This is a genomic window from Micromonospora sp. RHAY321, from assembly GCF_023896955.1.
Taxonomy (GTDB): domain Bacteria; phylum Actinomycetota; class Actinomycetes; order Mycobacteriales; family Micromonosporaceae; genus Micromonospora.
Genome location: NZ_JAMHIW010000001.1, coordinates 647,309 through 670,696, shown reverse-complemented (window position 1 = coordinate 670,696; position 23,388 = coordinate 647,309). Strand labels below are relative to the sequence as shown.

22 protein-coding genes and 1 pseudogene are annotated in these 23,388 nt (G+C 70.7%); 9 read left to right on the top strand and 14 right to left on the bottom strand.

Features of this window, described 5'->3' with window-relative positions; all coding sequences use genetic code 11:
- Positions 1–699 precede the first annotated feature (699 nt).
- Both M8C17_RS03105 and M8C17_RS03100 read left to right on the top strand, forming a co-directional pair.
- A complete protein-coding gene (locus M8C17_RS03105; RefSeq protein WP_252414745.1) occupies positions 700–1,044 on the top strand; it encodes a hypothetical protein in 345 nt (114 codons plus the stop codon).
- 274 nt (positions 1,045–1,318) lie between these two features.
- Positions 1,319–1,503 (top strand): annotated as a pseudogene (locus M8C17_RS03100) (transposase); the annotation flags it as partial.
- A gap of 32 nt (positions 1,504–1,535) precedes the next feature.
- Here M8C17_RS03100 and M8C17_RS03095 read toward each other — a convergent pair.
- The 6 genes from M8C17_RS03095 to M8C17_RS03065 form a co-directional block, all read right to left on the bottom strand.
- Positions 1,536–2,045, bottom strand: coding sequence for a pyridoxamine 5'-phosphate oxidase family protein (locus M8C17_RS03095; protein WP_252414744.1), 510 nt, complete (start codon positions 2,043–2,045; stop codon positions 1,536–1,538).
- An 822-nt stretch (positions 2,046–2,867) separates the two neighbouring features.
- Positions 2,868–3,425 (bottom strand): dihydrofolate reductase family protein, encoded by a 558-nt coding sequence (locus M8C17_RS03090; RefSeq protein WP_252414742.1) that lies wholly within the window; start codon positions 3,423–3,425, stop codon positions 2,868–2,870.
- A 309-nt stretch (positions 3,426–3,734) separates the two neighbouring features.
- On the bottom strand, positions 3,735–4,325 hold the full coding sequence (locus M8C17_RS03080) for a DinB family protein (RefSeq protein WP_252414741.1): 591 nt from the start codon (positions 4,323–4,325) through the stop codon (positions 3,735–3,737).
- A 39-nt stretch (positions 4,326–4,364) separates the two neighbouring features.
- Positions 4,365–5,270: an NAD(P)-dependent oxidoreductase gene (locus M8C17_RS03075; RefSeq protein WP_252414739.1), complete on the bottom strand. Its 906-nt coding sequence runs from the start codon at positions 5,268–5,270 to the stop codon at positions 4,365–4,367.
- 99 nt (positions 5,271–5,369) lie between these two features.
- A complete protein-coding gene (locus M8C17_RS03070) occupies positions 5,370–5,774 on the bottom strand; it encodes a hypothetical protein (protein WP_252414738.1) in 405 nt (134 codons plus the stop codon).
- Positions 5,775–6,134: 360 nt separating this feature from the next.
- Entirely contained in the window at positions 6,135–6,758 is a 624-nt protein-coding gene (locus M8C17_RS03065; RefSeq protein WP_252414736.1) for a TetR/AcrR family transcriptional regulator, read from the bottom strand.
- Between the two features lie 109 nt (positions 6,759–6,867).
- On the opposite strand from M8C17_RS03065, the gene M8C17_RS03060 reads away from it, so the two are divergent.
- From M8C17_RS03060 to M8C17_RS03045, 4 genes are all read left to right on the top strand, one after another.
- Positions 6,868–7,335, top strand: a complete 468-nt coding sequence (locus M8C17_RS03060) for a MarR family winged helix-turn-helix transcriptional regulator (RefSeq protein ID WP_252414735.1) — start codon at positions 6,868–6,870, stop codon at positions 7,333–7,335.
- A complete protein-coding gene (locus M8C17_RS03055; RefSeq protein WP_252414733.1) occupies positions 7,332–8,972 on the top strand; it encodes an MDR family MFS transporter in 1,641 nt (546 codons plus the stop codon). Before M8C17_RS03060 ends, M8C17_RS03055 begins: the two co-directional genes overlap by 4 nt.
- A gap of 104 nt (positions 8,973–9,076) precedes the next feature.
- Entirely contained in the window at positions 9,077–9,949 is an 873-nt protein-coding gene (locus tag M8C17_RS03050; protein WP_252414732.1) for a phosphatase PAP2 family protein, read from the top strand.
- A 2-nt stretch (positions 9,950–9,951) separates the two neighbouring features.
- Positions 9,952–10,536, top strand: coding sequence for a hypothetical protein (locus M8C17_RS03045; RefSeq protein WP_252414730.1), 585 nt, complete (start codon positions 9,952–9,954; stop codon positions 10,534–10,536).
- Between the two features lie 55 nt (positions 10,537–10,591).
- Here the strand turns inward: M8C17_RS03045 and M8C17_RS03040 are convergent, their stop codons facing one another.
- Positions 10,592–13,822: a S8 family serine peptidase gene (locus M8C17_RS03040; RefSeq protein WP_252414728.1), complete on the bottom strand. Its 3,231-nt coding sequence runs from the start codon at positions 13,820–13,822 to the stop codon at positions 10,592–10,594.
- Between the two features lie 182 nt (positions 13,823–14,004).
- Here M8C17_RS03040 and M8C17_RS03035 point away from each other — a divergent pair, with 182 nt between their 5' ends.
- Positions 14,005–14,505 (top strand): SigE family RNA polymerase sigma factor, encoded by a 501-nt coding sequence (locus M8C17_RS03035; protein ID WP_252414727.1) that lies wholly within the window; start codon positions 14,005–14,007, stop codon positions 14,503–14,505.
- Positions 14,498–15,205 carry a hypothetical protein gene (locus tag M8C17_RS03030; protein WP_252414725.1) on the top strand — a complete coding sequence of 236 codons (708 nt, stop codon included), beginning with the start codon at positions 14,498–14,500 and terminating at the stop codon, positions 15,203–15,205. The genes M8C17_RS03035 and M8C17_RS03030 overlap by 8 nt, the downstream gene beginning before the upstream one ends.
- 56 nt (positions 15,206–15,261) lie before the next feature.
- Here the strand turns inward: M8C17_RS03030 and M8C17_RS03025 are convergent, their stop codons facing one another.
- From M8C17_RS03025 to M8C17_RS03010, 4 genes are all read right to left on the bottom strand, one after another.
- Positions 15,262–18,090, bottom strand: a complete 2,829-nt coding sequence (locus M8C17_RS03025) for a PQQ-dependent sugar dehydrogenase (protein WP_252414724.1) — start codon at positions 18,088–18,090, stop codon at positions 15,262–15,264.
- Positions 18,091–18,177: 87 nt separating this feature from the next.
- Positions 18,178–19,347, bottom strand: coding sequence for a ThuA domain-containing protein (locus M8C17_RS03020; RefSeq protein WP_252414722.1), 1,170 nt, complete (start codon positions 19,345–19,347; stop codon positions 18,178–18,180).
- A 238-nt stretch (positions 19,348–19,585) separates the two neighbouring features.
- On the bottom strand, positions 19,586–20,401 hold the full coding sequence (locus M8C17_RS03015) for a CPBP family intramembrane glutamic endopeptidase (protein ID WP_252414721.1): 816 nt from the start codon (positions 20,399–20,401) through the stop codon (positions 19,586–19,588).
- Between the two features lie 36 nt (positions 20,402–20,437).
- On the bottom strand, positions 20,438–21,181 hold the full coding sequence (locus M8C17_RS03010; protein WP_252414719.1) for a cyclopropane-fatty-acyl-phospholipid synthase family protein: 744 nt from the start codon (positions 21,179–21,181) through the stop codon (positions 20,438–20,440).
- Positions 21,182–21,282: 101 nt separating this feature from the next.
- Between M8C17_RS03010 and mug the strand changes: the two genes are divergently transcribed.
- A complete protein-coding gene (gene mug / locus M8C17_RS03005; RefSeq protein ID WP_252414718.1) occupies positions 21,283–21,852 on the top strand; it encodes a G/U mismatch-specific DNA glycosylase in 570 nt (189 codons plus the stop codon).
- Here mug and M8C17_RS03000 read toward each other — a convergent pair.
- From M8C17_RS03000 to M8C17_RS02990, 3 genes are read right to left on the bottom strand one after another with little or no spacing between them, the layout of a single operon-like run.
- Positions 21,849–22,373 carry an SRPBCC family protein gene (locus tag M8C17_RS03000; RefSeq protein WP_252414716.1) on the bottom strand — a complete coding sequence of 175 codons (525 nt, stop codon included), beginning with the start codon at positions 22,371–22,373 and terminating at the stop codon, positions 21,849–21,851. The genes mug and M8C17_RS03000 overlap by 4 nt on opposite strands.
- The gene (locus M8C17_RS02995) at positions 22,370–22,732 is read right to left on the bottom strand and encodes a metalloregulator ArsR/SmtB family transcription factor (RefSeq protein ID WP_252414715.1); all 363 of its coding nucleotides are present in this window, start codon (positions 22,730–22,732) and stop codon (positions 22,370–22,372) included. The genes M8C17_RS03000 and M8C17_RS02995 overlap by 4 nt, the downstream gene beginning before the upstream one ends.
- Positions 22,733–22,753: 21 nt before the next feature.
- Positions 22,754–23,383, bottom strand: a complete 630-nt coding sequence (locus M8C17_RS02990; protein ID WP_252414713.1) for a class I SAM-dependent methyltransferase — start codon at positions 23,381–23,383, stop codon at positions 22,754–22,756.
- Between the last annotated feature and the right edge of the window lie 5 nt (positions 23,384–23,388).

Genomic DNA, 23,388 nt, shown 5'->3' with positions numbered 1-23,388 from the left:
CCAGGGGTCTGCATTGGCGCCGGGTGGCGGGTTGAAGCCGGTGGCTCCGGGCGGCAGCTTCATGGCCGGGCTCCGTGGTTGTCGCGGTCGGTGCAGGGTCATCCGACGCTGTCGTGGAAGTTCGGGTTTGCGGAGCTTGAACCCGGGCGATGCGGTCGCTTGCAGAGCGCCTGAGCAACTGTTAACCAGGAGGCGGAACGCTTCAGCTTGACGTCCCCGCTCCAGCTCAGGGCCGCGTCACCTCCTTTGACGACTCGAGTATCTGTTTGGCCGCCTGCCGTTGATTCCACGACAGGAGGCCCAGAACGAGAGCTACGAAGCCCCCTAGCCCGCACCACCACGCAAGGAAAGGAATCCCGGAGGCCAATCCGCCGGCCATGAGCGCCGCGCTCAACAGCGGTAACACGAAGGGTGGGATCCGGTTCCACCATGCGGGTCGGAGAACGGCCCGTGCCCACCGTTCAGCGGCCGCAGCGACCTGAGGATCCGGGTGGGAGCGTCTCTTGTTGGAGTACCGGATGACGTCGCGACGCACAGCCGCAGGCACCTGCCGGTAGGCACGCACGGCTTCCTGTCGCTCCGTTTGGCCCTGTCCTGCTTGATCAAGCACGCCAGATGATCTACCGACTCGACTGGCATGTGTCAACCATCGAATTGACAGCGCGTCTGGGCCGTCCATGGGCCGTCTAGCGCCGACCAATGATGACCAGCGATGACCGGCGGCCCCCCAAGAAACAGCAGGTCATCCCGGCGTCAGGGCGGCTGGCCTGGTGGGCGACGGACGAGTCGACCTGTACGCCGGATACTGCTGGGGTGAATAAGGATCTTCCGAAGGTCACCCTGGAGCTCTGGCAGGCCGATGCCCTCGTCCTGTTCGACTGGCTTCAGGAAGTCGACCTGAACGCGGTGCCGATCAGCCATCCGGCTCAGAAGCAGGCGCTGATGGACCTACTGACGCGTCTGGAGGAGACCGCCGCGGCGGATGCGACGCACGAGGAAATCGCCGCGGCGAAGGCAGAGGTCAGTCAAGACATGGGCTGGTGAAGGCCCGAAGAGATCGGGCGGAGCCGTCGACAGCAGCGCAGACAGCAACTGATCCAGACTGGGGCGACTGTCGCCCGGCGGCGCCGGAGGGTCGTCCGAGGCCGCGGGCGGGCCACGCCAGACAGAGCGCCCAGAATATACAAACGACGGTCTACACGTCGGGCCACGCGTGGACGCTGATGGTCCGAGGCCGTTCTAGAACGCCTTGCCGTAGCGGATAGTCGCTCAGGCTGGGTGGTCGTGAAGAAACCATCGCGCTGCTGCCTCCATGGCCGCCCGCCGGGCTGCCGAGGGCAGCACCGGCGGCCACCGGACTTCGACAAGACGGTCTACCGCAAGCGCAACGTCGTAGAGCGCTGCTTCAACCGGCTCAAGCAGTGGCGTGACCTGGCGACTCGCTACGCCAAACGCGCATCCCTCTACCAAGCCAGCCTTGTCCTGATCGCCGCAATCATCTGGGCTTGCTTGATCGGCCTGAAGAGGCGTCGTCTTCAGCGACGCCAGAACTGGCGGGGTGCGAATCCTTCGCGCCGCAGCCAGTGCTCGGTATAGACAATCCGCTCCGCCTCAACGACCACCAGGGTGTCCTCGGGCGGCTCGGACAGCAGTCGCCCTCGCTCGGCGTGCTCGTTTTCCCATCGGAACGCCTCCCAGTAGTGCGCACGGTCCGGATGCCCCGGGTCAAGCACGCTGGCAGTTCCGAACAGCTGGGCTCCTCGGCTGCTGGCCAGCCCGACCAGCGGCGCGAAAATGCCGACGGATACCCGCGGATCGGCAGCGATGTTGCGCATCTTCGGCGAACGCGGCGCGGCTGTGAACAGCACCGCGAAGCCGAGCGAGTAGTACCGCACCGGAGTGGCCAGAGGCCCGTCCGGACCCGTGGTCGCGAGCACGCACATGTTCTGCGACGACAGCAGGTTGAGAATGCGCTCTTCAAGCCGTTCACGATCGAGCCGCTTTGCCGGCGTGGGCTCGGCCAGCCACGGATTCGTCAACGGCATGCGGCGTCCTCGATCATGGCGAGCACCCTACCCACATGGCCGGGCCCAGCGGCTATCAAGATCGGCAGGACACGCCCTAGGCGCTGCTCGGATCGCCGGCCATTGCGTGGATGGCGGACCGCGGCTTCGCGGATGGTGGCAAGGGTGGGCAACCCTCGATGAAGGGTTTGGGGGACAGCGGGTCACCACAGCTCATCGAGGGCCGCGATCTGCTTGTGGAGGGTTCGGGCGTCCTGCGGAGGCAGGACGGTAACGACGACGTCCAGGATCCAGCGCAGCTCGGGCGGATTCGGACAGCACGCCGTCACTCCGCAGCCGGCAGTCGGGTCCCACAAGCGATGCCCGGGGTGGCGCACGAACCATGACCAGGTCTGCAGTGCCTCAGACACGGCCTGGTTCCAGAGGCGGGTTCGTTCGAGGTAGGCGATGGCCTTCAGGCCGCGAGCCGAAAGCCCGGGGATGACGGAGGTTGACCCGTCAAGCGGTCGGCGATAGATGGAGTCGGCACGCAGTTGTGCGGGGCGCCTACGCGGCATTGCCCTTTCGTGGAGTTGACATGCCGATCATGGTTGCACACCCGCGTTCGGCTCACCTCCCTGACGACACGTGTGCGGGCCATGAAGATCCGGCGACTCCAAGGCCGTCTGAGGTGAACCAGCGGCGACCACAGGTGAGCGTCGGTGACGCGTCCCGGCCCAGGTCACAGGACCTGTCGTCCGGTTTGGTCGACTAGATTCCTTTGATGAGTCGTTCGGCGCTGCGCGGCGAGCGCGAGGAGGACGCCGCGCTGCCGGTGAGGTGGCGGCGATGGACTCCTGTGATTCAGCGCGCGCGGCGGTAGTGCATGGCCACCGCGCCGTTGCGGAGCGGCTCCGCCGAGAGCAGCTCGAGCTGGCGCGTGGCGGGCAGCCCGCCCTGGTACAGCGTCGGGCCGTGGCCGGCGATCCTGGGATGGACGAGCAGCTTGTACTCGTCGATCAGGTCCAGCCGGTCGAGTTCGGTCGCGAGCTTGCCGCTTCCGAGGAGGACCCCAGCCGGGGTCGCGTCCTTGAGCTTCTGCACGCCCTCACGCAGATCGCCGGCGATGTGGTGGCTGTTGGTCCACGGGAAGTCCTTGCGCGTCGACGACACCACGTACTTGGGTTTGGCTCCCAGCTTGACCGCCCACTCGCGCATGGCCGGCGGCGCCTCCTCGTCGCCGCGGGCGACGGCCGGCCAGTAGCTCTCCATCATCTCGTAGGTGACGCGACCCCACAGCATTGCCCCGCTCTCGTGCATGAGACGGGTGAAGAAGGCGTGCGTCTCGTCGTCGGCGATCCCCTCCTGGTGGTCGACGCAACCGTCCAAGGTGAGGTTGAGGCTGAAGGTGAGGGGTCCCATGGCCGGCGAGTCTAACGCCACTTCTAGGTCGGTAAGTGCAGCCACACCCGCATTTGATCCCGTTGTCTACCGGCAGCGGCATGCTGTCGAGTGCGGTATCAACCAGCTCAAACAGCACCGCGCCCTGGCCACCAGGTGCGACGAACTCGCCGTCCGCTACGAAGCCACCCTCACCATCGCCGCCATCAACCAATGGCTGCGCGCCTTACGGAACACGGCCTGCGTCTGCGCCCGGGATCAAACAACGCCAAGTAACGACCTGAGGTGTCTGACCTGCACCTAGTGGTCAAAAATGGCCACTAGCCATGGCTATTCGAATCGGTCAGCGAGCTTCGTCAGCTTGGTGACGTACGCCGGCCAGTCGTAGTCGTCGGGGATGCTGGTGTTCTCCCGTCGCAGGCCGATCGCCGTGTCGTGCTGCTCGCGCATGATGTCGGCGTGACCGGCGTGACGAGCGAGGTCGCAGGTCACGTGGACGATGATTCGTTGCAGCGTCACGGCCTGGCCGCCCGGCCGCCACCACGGCACCCGCCCCGGCGCGTCGAGCGGCAGCTGTTCGATCGTCTGGTCCGCGAACGCGCCGACACGGCGGTACAGGTCGATCAGCCCATCCTTCGTCTCGTCCTCACGCGCGTACCAGTCCGCCTGCGGGTCCTCCTCGAACGCCTGCATGGGGACCAGTTCCTCAGGCGTCGGGAAGTCGCGCCCGAAGGTGGGCCCGAAGTAGCTGGCTTCCACGTTGAGGCAATGCTTGATGATGCCCAGCAGGTTGTTGCCGGTCGCGGTGCGGGGGAGTCTGGCTTCCCGTTCGCTCAGCCCGTCGAGCTTCCAGATCAGGTCCTCGCGGGTCTCCTGGAGGTAGTGGTGCAGCGCGGTTTTCGCATCGCCGAGGTCAGCCATGCCCGCCAGTCTTCCTCAAGCGCAGGATGGGGGTGATCCTCATGTCCGTTGAGGGCCGGCGAAGGTCTCCCGGATCGCCGGGCCGAGCGATCGGCCGGTCGTCGGCTCGATGAACAGTTCGGCGAGCAGGAGGTCGGCGAGGTGGCTCGGGTTGATGCCCGACTCTTTGCGGCCGAGGGCCTGCAACGCGCCGCCAAGTCGTAAGGACGCCTTGACCGCGCCGGCCGGCAGGCGGGTGACCCGACGGCGTCGGCCGACTGCCTCGGCGATGCGCCCGATCATGTCGTCCCAGGTCAGGTTCTCGTCGGCGACCGGGATGTCGTCACCGCGGGCCTGCTCCAGGGAATCCACCGCGACCTCGGCGACGCTGCGCGCCGAGGCTGCGGCCGTCCCGCCGGTGGGGGCGACCAGGGGTGTACGGGACCGTGCCCACCGGTCCAGCGGACCGGCCCAGTTCGGTAGCCGGTCGCCGGCCCGGCCGAAGACGAAAGGCAGTTCGAGCACCGCAACCGGTAGCTCCGTGCCGGCGGCCGATCGTCCCTCCCGGGCCTGTTCGACGCGGCATCGGATGTACGTGTGGCGGACCGGGAGGTGCAACTGCGGGTGCAGCCGATCGTAGTAGGTGTAGTACGAGCCCATGATCACTCCGCGGGTGAGACCCTCCTGGCGGGCGGCGGTGAACAGGCGCACGACAGGCTCGACGTTGTCCCGGCGGAACTCCGGATAGATCGGCTTGCGCAGCGGTCGCTGCTCGTCGGTGCGGGTGGCGTACACCACGCCGTCATGACCGGCGAGCAGCGGCCGCAGTTCCTCGATCGAGGCGGACCCGACATCGAGCAGATGATCAACACCCGGACGGGCGGTACGCGCCACCGTGGTTGGGGCATGGCCTCGCTCGCGCAGCACGTCCACGACATGGGCGCCGATCAGACCGCTTCCACCCACCACAAGAATTCTCACGCCGAATCGTCCACCCTGGAGCCTGCTGCTTGTCAAGGTCCGGCTGGCGTCAGCCGAGGATGTCCACCGGTCTGGGCTTCTTGGTCAGCCCAAGTAGTAACTCGCCCTCCAGCGGGCTTCCTCGGCTACGGAGAAGGTGTCGAAGTCGCCAGCGGCCACGCATTCCACCAGATAGCGGAGTGCTTCTGCGGCGTCGTCGGAGCCGTCCGCCTCCAAGTGCGCCCTGGTGGCATCCAGTCCTGCTCCGCACAGCAACTGGACGTCGATCGAGCAGTGAGCATCCCAGCTCGATTCCTTGGCTCGCCAGATCACGAGCACGTCGCTCAACTGGCTGGCGTTGAACAGCTGCACGCAGCACAGCTTCATGAGTTCGGTGTCCTGGTCATGCTGTCCGAGGTCCGTCTGGGCGCGGAGTATCTCGCGGATGCGGGGTAGGTCCGCAAACGACGGCTGTAGGCCGTAGCGGCGAAGGCTCTCGTCCTCGTCCACGGGTCTCCCTTGCTGGAACCGTTCTGGCGGGCTTCGTCCGCACGGTCAGTGCGGCTCCTCGTCCTCGTCGTCTCGCATCAGGACGTCGAGGTCTTCCGGGCGCATCCGCTTGATCTGTGTCTCCAGCTTGCGGCTGTACTGCCGATCATTGGGATCCATGCCGTTGCGAGCCCGAGAGCTGCGGCCATATTCCTGAAGGAAGGACCCCAGCTCTCGGCGTATGCGTTCTCGCCGGCTCGACATCGGTGCCACTGTAGGGACGTCAGGGCGGCTCTCGCCTTCCAATATCGGCTCAAGCAGTGGCGTGGCCTGGGTCTGAGCGCAGGTGTGCCCCGTCCGTAGCTGGCCGAGGCGATCGGGCTAACTGTCGGCGACGGCTCGGTGGCCCCCGAGGGTCGTCGCGGGAGCGGCTTCGGCGAGCGCCGTCCGGACGGTCTCCAGCAGCAAGTCGCCCGGGTGCTCGATCCACTGCTGGACGGCGACCCGCAGGATGGCCAGGAAGGTCGCGGCCAGGAGGCGGGAGCGCAGCGCCACGTCGGCGCCGGTGAGCCGGTGGGCGAGTTCTCCGGCCAGTTCGCGCTCGATCGCGGCGTACGCCGCTACCTGGTGTGGGGCCAGGCCGGGGTGCCCGCGTAGCTTCCGGCGTTGGGCCAGCCAGGAGAGTTCGGGGCCGCCGCCGAACATCTCCTCGGTGAGGCGTTCGGCCGCTCGGCTCAGCACGGTCCACGGCGGCTCGGTGGCGGGCTGTTCGCGGATCAGCTGCATCAGCCGGTGCAGGCGCATGGTGTCGCCGTAGAAGAGCGCCTGTTCCTTGTTCGAGAAGTAGTTGGAGAAGGTCCGCCGGGAGACGTTTGCGGCGTCGGCGATCGCCTCGACGGTCACGGCGTCGATCCCCTGTTGGGCGGCGAGGCGCAGGGCCGCCTCGTGCAGGGCGAGGCGAGTGGCTGCCTTCTTGCGCTCGCGCAGCCCGGTGGTCTCGTCCATTGCCACGAGGATACGTGGGGGTGATGAACTTCTCAATGCGCAAACTTGCGTAGTGCGCAAGATCGCTAGATGCTTGCTTGAGGCAACCAACTCGGATGGGGGAGCAGGCGTGGACAGCGGCGTTCGTGAACTCGGCCTTCGCCTGTACGACCTCGTCAGAACCGTTCGGCTGCTGAAGCAACGCCGGGCCGACGAGCGGCCGGCGATCCCGCCGGGCCTGCTCGGCATGCTCGTGCAGATCGATCAGCTCGCCAGCGGCTGCCACGCCCGTGAGCTGGCTCAGCAGACTCGGCTCGACCCGTCGACCGTCAGCCGCTCCGTCGCGGCGCTCGTCGCGCAGGGCCTGGTCGAGCGGCGGCCCGATCCCACCGACAAGCGGGCGACCTTCCTGGCGGTCACCCCGGCCGGGCGGGCCGCCCTGGCCGACAGCCACGGCTGGTACGGCGAGGTGCTCGAGCGAGCGCTCGCTGACTGGACTCCCGGCGAGGTGAGGGCGCTGAGCGCCGCCCTCGGCCGGTTCGCCGGCGACATCGAGGTCGCCCTCGGAAACCACGACAACCTGGAGGCCGCGCGATGAGCGCACCCACCATCACGACCGGCGCTGAGCCGATGACCCATCGGCGGACGCTGGAGGCACTCAGTGGCCTGCTGCTGGTGCTGTTCGTCGCGATGCTGAGCAGCACGGTCGTCTCGACCGCCCTGCCGAAGATCATCGGGTCGTTGAACGGCTCGCAGAACCAGTACACCTGGGTGGTCACGGCGACCCTGCTGACCGCTACCGCGACCACCCCGATCTGGGGCAAACTGGCCGACCTGTTCAACAAGAAGATCCTCATCCAGGTCGCCATCGTGGTGTTCCTGCTGGGCTCGGTCATCGCCGGCTTCTCGCAGAGCGCCGGCCAGCTCATCGCCGCCCGCGCGTTCCAGGGCATCGGCGTCGGCGGTCTGCAGGCGCTCGTCCAGGTGGCTATCGCGGCCATGATCCCGCCGCGTGAGCGGGGCCGCTACAACGGCTACCTGGGTGGCGTCATGGCCGTCGCGACGGTCGGCGGCCCGCTGCTCGGCGGCCTCATCGTCGACACGTCCTGGCTCGGCTGGCGCTGGTGCTTCTTCGTCGGCGTGCCGGTCGCCGCGATCGCGCTGATCCTGCTCCAGGCGACCCTGCACCTGCCGACGGTACGGCGCGAGAACGTCAAGATCGACTACCTGGGCGCCAGCCTGATCGCCGCCGGCGTCAGCGTGCTGCTCATCTGGATCTCGTTCGTCGACGGCTCGTTCGCCTGGGCCTCCTGGCAGACCGCCGCCATGGTGGGCGGCGCGCTGGTCCTGCTGGCCCTGGCGGTCTGGGTCGAGTCGCGTGCGGCCGAGCCGGTCGTCCCACTCGGCATCGTGCGCCAGCACACCACCGCACTGGCCATCCTCGGCAGCCTCGCGGTCGGCATGGCCATGTTCGGCGGTGCCGTCTTCCTCGGCCAGTACTTCCAGATCGGCCGCGGCTACAGCCCGACGGAGGCGGGCCTGCTCACCATCCCGATGATGGCCGGTGTCCTCGGCTCCTCCATCGTCGCGGGCCGGCTGATCAGCAGGACCGGGAAGATCAAGCCCTACATCGTCGCCGGTTCGATCCTCCTGGTCGGCGGGTTCGCGCTCCTCGGCACCATCGACCACCAGACGTCGCTCGTCCTGGTCGGTGCCGCCATGTTCATCGTCGGCGTGGGCGTCGGCATGACCATGCAGAACCTCGTTCTCGCCGTTCAGAACACGGTCGCGCTCAAGGACATCGGCGCGGCCAGTTCCAGCGTCGCGTTCTTCCGGTCGCTCGGGGGCACCATCGGCGTGTCCGTGCTCGGCGCCGTGCTCGCGCGCCGGGTCGGCGACCAGATCACCCACGACCTGGCCGCCGCCGGTATCCCCGCCTCCGCCAGCGGGGGTGGCAGCAACCTCAACATCACCGCGTTGCCCGAGGGGATCCAGCACATCGTCCGGGCCGCGTACGGCGACGCCACCGGGCACATCTTCCTCATCTCCGCGGCCATCGGTGTTGTCGGCGTCATCGCCGCGCTTCTGCTCAAGCCGATCACCCTGCGGACCAGCCTCGACCTGCCGGACACCGCCACGTCGACGGCCCTCGCCGCCGACGCGGTCGACGGCGCTCCCGCCTTCGACCAGGTGCGCATCGACGCCGCGCAGGAGGAAGCGACCCGCCGGCGCTGACACGGGGCCGTACGACCCGGGGCCGCCGCCGGCCGAAGACGGCGGCGGCCCCGGTCTGTCCGGCGAGGGCCGGCACGAGCGAACGTGACCGAATCGAGGAGCTTGTGGAAATCGCGGAGCTGGCCGCGGCACGGCCGGCGGCATCCGGCCAACGGGCCGCTCCACTACGCCGGGCGCTGCGCGAGCTGGGGCTCGTCGCCGCGCTGTTCCTCGCCTACAAGGTGGCGCGGGTGGCGGTGGCCGGCCGGGTGTCGACCGCGATGGGGAACGGGGAGTGGATCTGGCGGGCGGAGCGCCTGTTCCATCTGCCCGACGAGGCCGCCGTCCAGCGTCCCCTGCTGTCGCACGATCTGTTGGCGCACCTGGCCAACGGCTACTACGCCTATGTGCACTTCCCCGCCACGGCCATCTGTCTGATCTGGCTGTACGTGCGACACCCGGTGCGCTACCTCTGGACGCGTCGGATGCTCGCCGGGCTCACCGCGGCGGCACTGGCGCTGCACCTCCTGGTTCCGCTGGCGCCGCCGCGACTGACGGCCCTCACCGGCATGGTGGACACCGGAAGCCGCTACGGGCCGGCCGTCTACGGTCCACCCGACACGGACGCGTTGAGCAACCAGTACGCCGCCATGCCGTCCCTGCACGTCGGGTGGGCACTCGCGGTCGCCGTCGCGCTCATCGCGGTGACCGGTGGGCGCCTGCGGTGGCTGTGGCTGGCGCACCCGCTCGTCACGATGCTGGTTGTCGTGAGCACGGGCAACCACTACTGGCTCGACGGCATCGTCGCGGCGGCGCTCCTCACCGCCGTCTGCCTGGTGCTGCCCACGCCGATCACCGTGACGAGCGAGGAGCCGGCGCCGATCACCGGCCGACGCTACCGTGGGGGTGGCTCGAAACGGTCACCCGATCGTCGTGGGTCCCGTGCAGACCGTCGGGTCGACGGGAGCTTCGAGTGCCATGGCTCTGAACGGGGATGAGGATGCCTGAACCGCGAGCCTTCTGGCTCGACGAGCAGTTCGACCGCGAGCATGGCACCGACGGCCGCGGTCGCTTCGAGGCCGAGGTGCTCAGGCGGGTCGACGAGTTCGCCGACGCCTGGGGCGACATCGCGCCGGTCGCGTTCGCGGCGACGGCCTGGCGGGTGGCCAGCGAGTTGTCGCCCGGCTTCGTCCGCTGGCACCGGCGGATCGTCTCGGCGACCTGCACGCGAAGCCCGTGGGACGGGAGCATGGTCTGCGCGGCGACGGTGATCTCCGGATGGCCGGCCGAACTCACCTGGACCAAGCAGTGGCAGCGCGACCGTGGTTGGCGGGACTGGCCCCAGTTGTTCGGCCAGTACACGACACCGACGGAGCAGGATGTGACGCGCAGCCCGCATCTGCGCGCGATGCTTCAGGTGGAGGCGCCGGTCCCGCTCGACGACCTGCCACCGGCGCCCGACGGCCCGGACGATTCCGTCGCCCCCGCGGCGCGCAGGGCCGTCACGGTGCTGGCTCGGGAGCTCAACGACCTCCTCGCCCCGATGGTCGGTCAGCTCGAAGCCGGGGTGCCGGCAGGCTCCTGACATTGGGGCGCCGGAGCCCGGGGCGACGGCGGCCGCCCCGGACTCCACCGGTGGATCAGGCGATCCGGTAGGCCCGCTGGATCGTCTGCGTCACCGTGTTGCCGGCGGTGTCGGTGGCCGTCAGGCGCAGCGAGACGAAGCCGGCCCGTCGCGGGTGACTGATGCGGGCGACGCCCCGCAGCACCGGCAGCGTGACCCATGTCCTGCCGTCGTCGAACGACGCGGCGACGCCGAGCGTCCGGTTGGGCGCGGCGGTCGAGCCGCTCTGCCGGTCCAGGGTCACGGGGATGGTCATGGTCCTGCCCGCCCGGGCGGTGTTGGTGTCGTCGAGCCTCGGCGTCGGCCGGGCCGTGGTCAGCGGCAGCCGCTGCGGTGACGCCGTGTGCGCCGAGGTGAAGGTCCAGGCCACCGAGACCGACGTCGACAGGGTGTCCGGGGCGCCGCGGGTGACGGTCGCCTCCAGGCGGTAGTCGGCTTGGGCGGCGGGTACCGCGAACTCCGCCCACGGGCTGTCGGAGGTGCCGATCTCCGTGCCGTTGCGTGACAACCGGACGCGGACCGCCAGGTCGTCCCGGTTGGCGGGCCGGCCGGTCGCGTCACCGAACAGCGGCAGCGACGCGATCGAGATGGTGTCGCCGTCGCGGCCCGCGTACCCGAGCGGCGTCAGGGCCGGTGCCTGGGCGACCGTGGGGCCGAACGGGGCCGCGTTCCAGGTCTGGGTGTACGTCCTACCCGGCTGGAAGGTGGACTCCTGCATGGCCAGGTTGTCGCCTTCGCGGAACGTGGACGTCCAGGTGATGCCGCCGTCGGTGTTGTAGTACTCGGTGCCGTGGAACGGCAGGTCGATGGGCGTGTTCGAACCGATCGGCCCCGAGCCGCCGGGAGCAGCCGCGCGGTGGAACCGGACGGCGGTGCCGGTGCTGGCCTGGCTCCGGTAGGTCGCCGTGACGGTGGCGAGGTTCTTCGGCGACAGCTTCGTGGACAGGCCCGTGAACATGTCGCCCGGGCGGACGTACGCGAGGTCGTACGTGTAGGGGCTGTTGCGGAAGGTCTGGTCCGTGCCGGGCCGGGCGAGCCCGACGCCGAGAGTCGCGGTGAACTCGGGGGCCGCGACGGCGGGGCCGATCCGGCCGAAGACGACCTCCGCGAACGACGTCCCGCTGAGCTGGACGCCGGGGTAGCGGAAGCCGTCGTCCCAGTTCGCGCTCACGTTGATCGAGGTGGGTGCGGCGTCGCGCTGGGGCACCGTCAGGGCGACCGGCTTGGCGGTGCGGGCGTCGAGCTTCTCGGTGACCGGGCCGCGGACGTCCAGGACGGGCTGCGCGAGCAGGGTCGACACGTCGCCGTCGTGGATGGTGCTGTAGAGGGCGTAGCGGCCTTTGGGCAGCCGCAGGATGCCGCCGCCCGGTTCCCCGGCGAGGGTGCTGAACTCGCCGGTGGTCAGGCTCGCCGCCACGGTCGCGTACTGGGTGGCCGGCCTGCCGTCGCGCCCGGTGTGGTCGAGCCGGACGTCGTAGCTCTCGATCTCGCGGTTGAGGGCGAACGGCGTGCGTACCCGCAGGTCCCCGGCGCCGGTGGCGGTCAGCGCCCCCTGGTAGACGCCGTCGGGGGCGTCGACGCGGGTGTCCACGGTGATCGTTGCCTGGGCGTGGCCGCCGGCCGGGACCACCAGGGTGGCCGGGCTGACGGTGAGCATGCCGGCCGGGGCCGGGGCGACGGCCAGCGACAGGGTGACCGGCGCGGTGCCCGTGTTGCGGTAGCCGACGACCTGGGTGAGCGGGGTGTCGTCGGCGTGGGGCCAGCGCTGGACCGGGAAGTCGATGGCGGCGACGTCGGCGGCGATCGGCTGGGCGACGGCGCGGGCGATGTCCACCCGGCCGGCGCCCTGCTCGTAGAGGCTGTCGTCGCCGGCCGGCTTGGCCGAGTCCATCAGGGCGGCCTTGAGTTGCGGGCCGGCCCAGTCGGGGTGCTGTCCGGCGAGGATCGCGGCCGTGCCCGCGACGTGCGGGGTGGCCATCGACGTGCCGGACATGGGGGCGTAGCCGCCACCGGGGGCGGCTGCCACGATGTCGACGCCTGGCGCGCTGATCTCGGGCTTGATGTGGTTGTCGCCGAGGCGGGGGCCTCTGCTGGAGAAGTAGGCCCGCTGGTCGTCGGCGTCGACCGCGGCGACGGCGAGCGCGTCGTCGGCGGTGGCCGGTGAGGACACGGACTTCGGCTTGCCCTCGTTGCCGGCGGCGACCACGAAGAGCGTGCCGTACCGGCTGCTCAGGTCCTGGACGGCGGTTTCGAGGGGGTCGAGGCCGGGCGCGTCGGTGCCGCCGAGGCTCACGTTGACGACCCGGGCCTGCGGTGCGAGCCACTGCATGCCGGCGATGATGTCCGAGTCCTGGCACTCGGTGGTGGCGCAGACCTTGCCGACGAGCAGTTTCGCGCCCGGCGCCACGCCGCGGTACCTGCCCTCGGAGGCGGCGCCGCTGCCCACGATGGTCGACGCCACGTGGGTGCCGTGGCCGACGGCGTCGGCGGGGTCGTTGCCGCCGGTGAAGTCGCGGACCTCGGTGAGGTGTCCGGCGAAGTCGGGGTGGCTGGCGTCGATGCCGGTGTCGAGGACGCCGACGGTGACGCCGGTGCCGTCGAAGCCGGCCTGCCAGGCCGCGGGAGCGCCGATCTGCGGCACGCTGCGGTCCAGTGAGACCCTGCGTTTGCCGTCGAGCCAGATGTGGGTGACCCCCGGGGTGAGGGTGCGCCCGGTCGGCGTGGCGCGGGTCAGCGACGACCAGAGCGTCACCCGGTCGTCGCGGTCGGCCCGCACGGCGAGCGCGCGGGCGGCGGGCAGGTCGGCCCGCACGCGGGCGTCGCCCCCGACGGTCGCGGTCCGCGCCCGCGCCGCCAGGTTCTCCGGGTACGCGACCAGCAGCGGCAGTTCGGCCGCCCGGTCGTCGTAGCCGAACCCGCCCAGCTCGGTGAGGTCGAACAGCCGTCGGTCGATCCGCCCGTCGTGCAGCAGCGGCACGGCGTCGACGGGAACGACGTGCTGGTGGCCGCCCTCCCGGCTGGTCACGAACCGCATGCCGGCCCGCCCCGGTCCCGGCTGGATCTCCGGGCGGCCGTTCGCGTCCAGGGACACCCGGTCGCCGGTGATGAGCGTGAAGGTGCCGGGCGTGCCGGAGACGGAGGCCGCTGGCCTCTCCTGCGCCGCCGCCGAGCCGGCCGTCAGGCCCGCCGCGACCAGCGCTGTGGTGAGCACTCCAGCCGTCAGGGCGCGTCGTTGACGTCGTCGCACATCGTCCTCTCCGCCACGGGTGTCTCCCGGGACGGCACGATGACGCCTGGACGAACTCCGGGGTTGATCTTCAGGCATGTGACAGTGGTCACAAACGAGGCCCGCGCCGGTTCGCGTGGATCGCACCGGCGGGTTGCATGCGCGGTGACCACGGAGCATTGGCTTGGGAGGGCGCAGGTCAGATGCGTGATGCTGAGGAGTTCGACGCCCTCTACGCCGCCTGTGCCGGGCGGATCGTGGGTCACGTCTACGCGCTGACCGGCAACCGCAGCGAGGCGGAGGACGCCGTCGCCGAGGCGTTCATGCGGGCCTGGCAGCGCTGGCACACCGTACGGGAGGCCGACAGCCCGGAGGCGTGGATCCGCACGGTCGCCTCCCGCGCGGCGGTGAGCAGTTGGCGCAAGACGTTCAACCGGTTGCGCGCACACCACCGGGCCGCCGTCGACCAGAGCGTGCCCGGGCTCAGCGAAAACCACGTCGCCCTCATCCAGGCGCTGCAACGGCTCAGCGCCAACGAGCGTCGCGCCGTGGTGCTGCACCACCTGAACGATCTCAGCGTCGCCGAGGTGGCAGCCGAGATGCAGGCGCCCGTCGGAACCGTCAAGTCGTACCTCGCCCGTGGTCGCCGAGCGATGGCCGGGATGCTGACCGAGGCGTACCAGGAGGAGACCTCCCATGGTTGATCCGCACGACGACCTCACGGCGATCGTCGACGAGGTCCGGCGAGTCACGACGCTGCCCGGGGCGCAGACGTTGCGCCGCCGCAGCGACCGGCGTCGGCGACGGCGGGCGGCCGTCACCGGCGTGGGGTTGGCCGTGGTGGCCGTGACCGCCGGCGCCGCCCTGCTGCAGGCACGCGCCGGCGTCGGGACGCCGGACCCGGGTGTCGGCACGGCCGGCGTGGCGTCGCCGTCGGTCGTCGCGTCCACGACCGCCCCGGCGGGGCCGCAGGAGATCCTCGGCGGCCGCCGGCAGGTCCGGATCCTGGTGCCCGGCCTGGCCGGGGCCGCGTTGGCGACCGGTCGGACCGACGACCGGGTGCGCGCCAGCACGGAGGCCGGTGTCGACGAGCGGTCGCTGTGGGTCCTGCGCCCCGAGGGGGACACCTTCCGGATCGTCGCGGCCACACCGGCCGGCGCCGATCAGGTCTGCATGACCGTCGTGCACGACGCCGCGCCGGGCAGCGTCCGCGGCCGGGCGTGCGACCCGACCGCGCAGACGCAGCTGTTCCGGATCGAACGGGTCGCCGACGGCAGCTACTCGATCTTCCAGGGCAGGCGCTACGTCCAGGTGGTCGACGGCACGAACGCCCTGGTCCCCGACCTGCCCGAGGCCCTGACCACCACGTACGAGTTCGAGGACCGAGGTCCGTCGGGCCCGTGACGGTTGCCGGCCCGCGGGCCCGACCTGGTGCGTGACCAGGCCGGGCCCGTCGTGCGTCAGCCGGTCAGGGTGAACTTCTCCCACGGCCCGATCGCCGTACGGTTGGCGATCAGCGCCGCCGCCCCGGCGTTCTCGGCGGCCACGATCTGGTTGTTGGCCAGTGCTCGGAGGCTGACCGTCCCGTCGGAGTTGGTGATGAGCTGGAAGGTCTCCCACGGGCCGATCGCCGCACGGTTGGCGATCAGCGGCGCCGCACCGGCGTTGTCGGCGCAGACGTACAGGCCGTTGACGCGCGACCGCAGGGCGATGTTGCCGTTGCCGGCGTCGACCCGGTCGAACTGCTCGGACAGCCCGACGGTGGCCGCCTTCGCGATGAGCGGTGCGGCGCCGCCGTTGTCAGCCGTGACGTACTGGCTGTTGATCTGCGCTCGCAGGCTGACCGCCCCGCCGCCACCGGAGCCGGTGGTGAAGGTGAACGAGTCGATGTCGAACAGGTTGCCGGCCCCGCCCTTGAACACCAGGAACAGCGTGGTGGTCGCCGCGGGTGCGTTGGTGATCGCGCCGGAGACGGTCGTGAAGGTCTCCCAGCCGCCGGTCACCGGCACCGCGACACTGCCCAGCAGGGTGCCGGTGGCGGATCCGGCGCGTACCTCGATGGTGCCGCCGGCGCCGGCCGAGGAGACCCGCGCGGCGAACCGGGTGGCGTTGGCCAGGTGGTACGGCTGGTACGAGATCCAGTCGTTGTTCTCGATGAACCCGGCGGTCCGGCCGCCCTCGGCGCTGGCGTGGTCGGCGATCTGGACGCCGGACTGGGCGCCGAAGTGCTCGCCCTGCCGGTGCTTCGGTTGCAGCGTCTTGATGCTGTGGGTGGTGAGCCCGCCGTTGTCGGTGTAGGAGGCGTCGAAGACCCCGTAGATGTTGGCGGCCGTGTCGTGCTCACCGTCGACCGGGATGGTGATGGTGCCGCTGCAGCCGGTCTTCGAGGTGATCTGGTGGGCGTGGCTGTCGTGACCCAGGGCGTAGCTGACGGTCACCCGCCCGCAGTTGATCGTGCCGTCCTGCGGGTCGCTCACCGTGACCTGGAACGGCACCGTGTCCCCGAAGCTGAAGAGCTGCCCGTTGGTGGGCAGGGTGAGCGACACCGTCGGGGCGGTGTTGCCCACGGTGATCACCAGGCTCGCCGTGCCGGACAGGCCGGTGGGGTCGGTGACCTTCAGGGTCGGGGTGTACGTGCCGTTCGTGGTGTACGTCTTGGTCGGGTTGGCCGCCGTCGACGTCGTCCCGTCGCCGAAGGTCCACAGGTAGCTCAGCGCCCCGCCCTCCGGGTCGGAGCTGCCGGCCGAGGAGAAGGTCACCGTCAGCGGGTTCGACCCCGAGGTGGGGTTCGCCGAGGCGACCGCGACCGGGCTGCGGTTGCCACCGCCGATGTGCTCGACGCGGTACAACGCCTGGTTGTTCGCACCGGTGCCGTAGTCCAGCACGTAGAGCGCCCCGTCCGGCCCGAAGGCCATGTCCATCACCTGGGTGCCGGTCCACGGGAAGTCGGAGATCGCCCCGCGCGAGCCGTCGGCGTTGACCGCGATCGCCTTGATCCAGCGGCGGCCGTACTCGCCGGCGAAGAACTGGCCGTCCAGCGACGCCGGGAACTTGACGCTGGAGTTGAGAGCGGCGTTGTACCGGTACACCGGCCCGCCCATCGGTGACTCGGAGCCGCCGCCGAACTCCGGCGGCGACCCGGCGTCGCCGTACTTGATCCAGCTCGCCTTCGCCGCGGGCAGGGTGGTGAGCCCGGTGTTGCGGAACGAGTTGTTGGTCGGCCCGCCGGCGCAGTTGTACTTGGCCTGCGACGGCCCCGACGGGAAGGTGTACTCGTTGTACGTCTCGGCGGCCGTGTTGGTGCCGGTGCAGTACGGCCAGCCGTAGTTGCCGGGCCCGGTGATGCGGTCGAACTCGACCTGGCCGCCGGGACCACGGTTCGGGTCGCCGGCTCCGGCATCGGGGCCGTAGTCACCGAGGTAGACGATGCCGGTCGGCTTGTCGACGCTCATCCGGAACGGGTTGCGGAAGCCCATCGCGTAGATCTCCGGACGCGTGCGGGCCGTGCCGGGCGCGAACATGTTGCCCGCCGGGATCGTGTACGAGCCGTCCGGCTGCGGCTTGATCCGCAGCACCTTGCCCCGCAGGTCGTTGGTGTTGCCCGACGAGCGCTGGGCGTCGAACTGCGGGTTGCGGTCGGTCCGCTCGTCGATGGGCGTGAACGAGTTGGACTCGAACGGGTTGGTGTCGTCGCCGGTGGTCAGGTACAGGTTGCCGGCGGCGTCGAAGTCGATGTCGCCGCCCACGTGGCAGCACTGGCCCCGGTCGTTGTCGACCTGGAGCATGATCCGCTCACTGCCCAGGTTGAGCGTGTCATCGGTGTTGAGGGTGAACCGGGACAGCTGCAGGTGCCCCTTCCACCGGTCGAAGTCCGCCGCCGTCCCGTTGGCCGGCGCGTCGCCCGCAGGGGTGTTCAGCGTGGGCGAGTAGTAGAGGTAGACGAATCGGTTGGTGGCGAAGTTGGGGTCGACGGCGACGCCCTGCAGGCCCTCCTCGTCGTGGGTGTAGACGGCCAGGGTGCCGGCGACCTTGGTGTTGCCGGCCGCGTCGGTCACGCGGACGGTGCCGTTGCGGGCGGTGTGGATCACCGAGCGGTTGGGCATGACGGCCAGGGACATGGCCTCGCCGAGCTCCGCTCCGCCGGTGGCCAGGGTGACCTGCTGGTAGTCGGCGGCGGGAATGACGGCCGCCTGGGCGGGCGACGGGGCGGCCAGGGCAAGGGTGACGCTCGCGGCGGTGGTGAGCGCGGCGACGAGCGCCCGGGGCCAGCGCCGGGGGTGTGCGGGCATGATCGTCCTTTCTCGACGACCGGGGGTCGGGCGCGCGGGGGCGCGCCACGGCCGGGGTGGTGGTGGCGTGGGGTGGACCGGGCGGGGTCAGCCGGTGACGAGGTCGAACTTCTCCCACTGGCCGATGCCGGTGCGGTTGGCGATCAGTGCGGCGGCGCCCGCGTTCTCCGCGACGACGTACCGGTTGTTCACCAGGGCCCGGAGGCTGACCGTGCCGTCGGAGTTGCGGACGAGCTGGAACGTCTCCCAGGCGCCGGCGGAGGCCCGGTTGGCGATCAGCGGTGCGGCGCCGGCGTTCTCGGCCGCCACGTACATGCCGTTGGCCTTGGCGCGCAGCGCCACGTTGCCGCCGCCGAGGTCGACCAGGTCGAACCGCTCGGTGGTGCCGATGGCGCTCCGGTTGGCGATCAGCGAGGTGGTGGCGTTGGGCGCGCTGACGTACTGGTTGTTGGCCCGGGCACGCAGGCTGGAGCCGCTGGGCGGCGGGGTGGTCGTGCGCGGCGAGCAGTCGGCCGTCACGGCGCCGGAGGCGACCCGGAGACCGCCGAGCAGCATCCGGGTGAAGTTCGAGTCGGCGTACGACTCCTCGGTGTGCCCGAGACCGGTGTACCAGGCCCGCCCACCGCCGTAGGCCCGGCACCACGTGATCGGGTGGTCGCCCATGCTGCCGCCGCTGTACGACGACTCGTCGAGGCTGGCCAGGACCCGCACGTTCGGCCGGGGGTTGGTGCGGTAGTTGTACCACTCGTCGCTGCGGACCCAGGTGTCGGACAGGTGCGCGGTGGAGGGGTTCGTCCGGTCCTCGACGCGGATGGTGGCGGACTGGATCGCCGGGTGCGAGCTGAACCACGCCCCGACCAGCCCGCCGTACCACGGCCAGTCGTACTCGGTGTCGGCGGCGGCGTGGACGCCGACGTACCCGCCGCCGGCGGCGATGTAGGACTCGAACGCCGTCTGCTGGGTGGCGTTGAGGACGTCGCCCGTCGTCGACAGGAAGACCACCGCCTGGTACTGCGCCAGGTTGGCGGTGGTGAACTGGGCGGCGTCCTCGGTCGCGGTCACGGTGAAGCCGTTGGCGGTGCCGAGCTGCCGGATGGCGGCGATGCCGTTGGGAATGGACGAGTGCCGGAATCCGGCGGTCTTGCTGAACACCAGGACCTTGGTCAGCGGTGCCGCCGAGGCCGGGGCCGGCAGGGCCACCAGGGTGGCCAGCAACACGGCCAGGCCGGTGATGAGTGCTAAGGCACGGGAACGCATGCTCTGCTCCTCTGCTGAGCGTCGGCCCCGGGCGTGCACGTCACTGGCGTGCGGGCTCGCCGAGGGCCGGGTTGGCGGTTGGTACGGAGCCGGGCCGCCGATGCTCGGCTGAGGCGGTGCGGGTGCTGCGGTGGAGTCGGTGCGTCGACCGGCCAGTGTGGACGACCGGAGACACATCGACTTGCATCGCTGAGGCAGTTAACCTCCGATGTCTAAGCCCCGTCAAGCCCGCGTCTCGTCAACCGGTCGGGTCGGGTTCGAGGGCCCGCCAGTTCAGGCGGTCGCGGTGGAGCCGCTCGATGGCTGCCCAGCCGAGCGTGAATGGTACGGCGCCCATGGCGACGACACCCAGCACGCCAGCGCCGGTCACGTCGAAGACGGCCCCTACCTCGCCGAACAGCTGGGCGACGGTCTGGAAGGCCAGGTGGAAGCCGATGCCCGCCCAGACGTCGCCGGTCGCGGCGCGGAAGCCACCGAGCAGGAGCGCGAAGACGAAGAAGAGCAGGAGCCTGTCGAGGGAGGTGGCGGCGCCGACGAGAAGCCCGAACAGGGTGAACAGCACGGCCTGCCCGAGGACGGCCTGCCAGGCCGGTAGCCGGGTGGCGAGGTTGCGCTGCAGGTAGCCGCGGAAGACCAGTTCCTCCGGCAGCGCCTCGTACAGGAGGACGAGGACGAGGAGCAGCGCCGCGACCCGCGCGGCGTCCGACGCGGAGGTCCGCAGGCTGATCTCGACCCAACCGAGGCCGAGGCAGAGCGCGAACCCGATGGCGGCGGGGACGAGCCAGCAGGCCATGCCCAGCAGAAGGCGTCGCCAGCCGGCACACAGGGAGGGCAGCCCGAGGCCGGTCCAGCCACGACGGTCGAGCAGCCGGCGGGCGGCCACCACCAGGGGGACGACGAGCACCGTCGTGAGGATCGCCCTGGCCACGTGGGTCGGGCGGTCGTAGTCACGACCCGGCAGGGCACCGTGGTAGAGGAACAACCAGACCAGCACGGTGCCGGCGAAGACGATGAGGATCCGCCAGTGCAGGGCGAGGCGAGGGGCGCCGCTCACCACGCGCAGCGTAGCCACCGGCGTCAACGGCGGTTCTCAACGGCCGAGGACGAGGTACGCGAGGCCGAGGACCCCGCGATAGCCGCCGACGTACTGGCGCAGCCGGTCGTCGAGTTCCGCCCGGATCTCCGCCGCGCGATGGTCCGTCGGATGCCTCAGCAGCCACTCCTGCCGACCCGCGAGCCAGGTGGACTCGAAGTCGTCCCACTCGCGTTGGTCGGCGGTGCTCATGTGCAGGACCCGCCAGCCGTGCTCGCGGGCGGCCTCGACGAGGCCCGGAAGGTCGGTGGTTTCCGCTCCGAAGATCTGTTCGACCTCGGTCGTGGGAGACCGTTCCCAGAACGCCGCGCCGAACAGCAGCCGGCCCCCGGGCCGGAGCACGGTGGTGAGCGCGTCGAGGGCCGCGTCGGTGCCGCCGAAGGCGTGCGCGGCGCCGATGGAGAGAACCCGGTCGGCCGGCTCCTGCCAGGTCGCCGCTTCCCCCATCACGAAGGCGACGTGCCGGTTCAGCGAGCGGCTCGCGGCCAGCCGTCGTCCCCGGGCCAGTGCGGCGTCGTCGGTGTCGACGCCGACGCCCCTCGTTGCGACCGGGCCGGCGACACCGCCGGCGGCGACGGCCCTGAGCAGCAGCTCACCCCAGCCGCAGCCGAGGTCGAGGACGCGCGAGCCGGGGCGTACGTCGAGCCGTTGCACCAGCAGGGCCGCGTGCTCCTCCGACAGTGGCGTGTTCCAGCGCATCCGGGCGTAGCGGCTGCGAGCGAGGTCGTCGGTTGACTGCATCCGTCGAGGGTCCCAAGTCGTGATCGACGGCGCTCGTCCAGGGCCGCCCCGGCGTCCGGAAGCGGGGACCGGCCGGCGGGCCGTACGGCAGGATCGGTGCCATGGAGGTGGTCGGGGCGGGGCCGTTCCGGCGGCCGACGCCACAGGAGGTGGCCGCGGCGGCCGGCCGAGGGCTGGCGGACGTGATCGGCCCGGATCTGCGGGTGCTGTTCTGCGGCTTCAACCCGGGTCTCTACTCCGCCGCGGTGGGGCACCCCTTCGCGCGGCGGGGCAGCCGCTTCTGGCCCGCCCTGCACCGTTCCGGTTTCACCGACCGGGAGCTGCACCCGTGGGAGCGCGACGAGCTGCTGCGGCAGGGCGTGGGCATCACCAGCCTCAGCAACCGGGCCACCGCCCGCGCCGACGAACTGACGCGGGCGGAGTTGGTGGCCGGGGTGACGGGACTGGCGGTGAAGGCCGAGCGGTACCGGCCACGGTGGGTGGCGATCCTCGGGGTGACCGCGTACCGGATCGGCTTCGTGCGGCCCCGGGCCGGGCTGGGCCCGCAGCCGGATCCGCTGGGCCCAGCCCGGGTCTGGGTGCTGCCCAACCCCAGTGGCCTGAACGCGCACTTCCCGCTGCCGGCGCTGACGGCCGAGTTCGCGGCGCTGTATCGGGAGACCGACGCCTAGGCGTGCTGGGCGGCGTCGGGCGTCTCCCGGGCGGCCAGCGCCTGGTAGTAGGACTGCATCGCGGGGTGGTACTCGTTGAACTCGGGGCGGGGTGAGCCGTCGCGGGAGGCGACGAGCATGTCCAGGTAGTACTCCCAGCCGGCTCCCACCTCGGCGATGCCCTCCACGCTGGTCAGGTGCTGCACGAACCGCAGCTCGGTGCTGCCGTCGGCCTCGGACAGCTCCATCTCCAGCAGCCAGTGCCCGTAGCTGTCGATCATCGACACGGCGAGACGCCGCTGCGGTTCGCACGCGTCGATGCGCACCTCACACCAGGGCTGCTGCTCCTCGTACGCCATCTGGACCCGGATGGTCCGGCCGGGCGCGGCGTCGCCCTCCCACGGGCCGAACCAGCGGGCCGTGCGCTCCGGTTCGGTCAGGCTGGCCCACACGTCCGCCGCCGGGGCGCGGAACGTGCGGGTGAGGACGAGATCGTGGCCGGTGGCGGTGCGGAACAGTCGTCCGGCGGGTGTACGGGTCATGCCGTGTGCTCCCTTCGGTGCTCCGCCGGGCCGCGGCTGCGGCGTTCTCGGCGGGTTCGATAGACCTCGGTCTCCAACGCGTCGAGGTGCCGCTCCCACCGGTCGGCGGTGACGAGCTCGGCGAGCCAGTCGACCAGTTCGGCGAGCGGGCCGGGATCGAGGCGGTAGATCCTCCTGCGGCCGACCAGTTCGTCGCGGACGAGCCCGCTATCGCGCAGCACCCGCAGGTGGCGGCTGATCGCGGGTCGGCTGATCGCGAACCGCTGGGCGATGTCGCCGGCGGCCAGTGGCTCGTCGCGCAGCATGGTCAGGATGCGTCGCCGTACCGGGTCCGCGATCGCGGTGGCCACCTCGTCCACCGCCAAAGCGTAACCTATGAGTTACGGTTTCCGTGCGAGCAGGAAGCCCTGCGCGGACTTCTCGTTGAGGCCGGGCTCGCGGACCAGCCTGGCCACCTCCACCAGCCCGGCCCGCGTCACCAGGTCCGCGACCACGTCCATCGGCACCCAGTAGACGTCGAGCGACACGTCGTGCCCGTACGCGTGGGTCAGCTCCCGCCGCTCGTCGCCGACCTTGAACGCGATCAACAAGTGACCCCCGCTCGCCAGCACCCGGTGGAACTCGGCGAACGCGACCGGCAGCAGCTCCGGCGGCGTGTGCACCAGCGAGTACCAGGACACCACCCCGCCCAGCTCCCCGTCGGGCAGGTCCAGGTCGGTCATCGTGCCCACCTCGAAGCGCAACCCCGGGTACGTCCGGCGGGCCACCTCGATCATCGCGGGGGACAGGTCGATGCCGAAGGTGTCCACCCCGAAACCCGCCAGGTGGGCGGTGATCCGGCCGGGACCGCAGCCCACGTCGGCCACCGGGCCGGTCACCACCTCGGCGTACGCGGCCAGCATGGCCCGGTCCCAGGGGCGGACGGCCAACTCGTCGTGCAGCAGCTCGGCGTAGTCGACGGCGACGGTGTCGTAGGAGGCGCGGGTGGCGTCGAGGCGGTCGGAGATCATGGCCC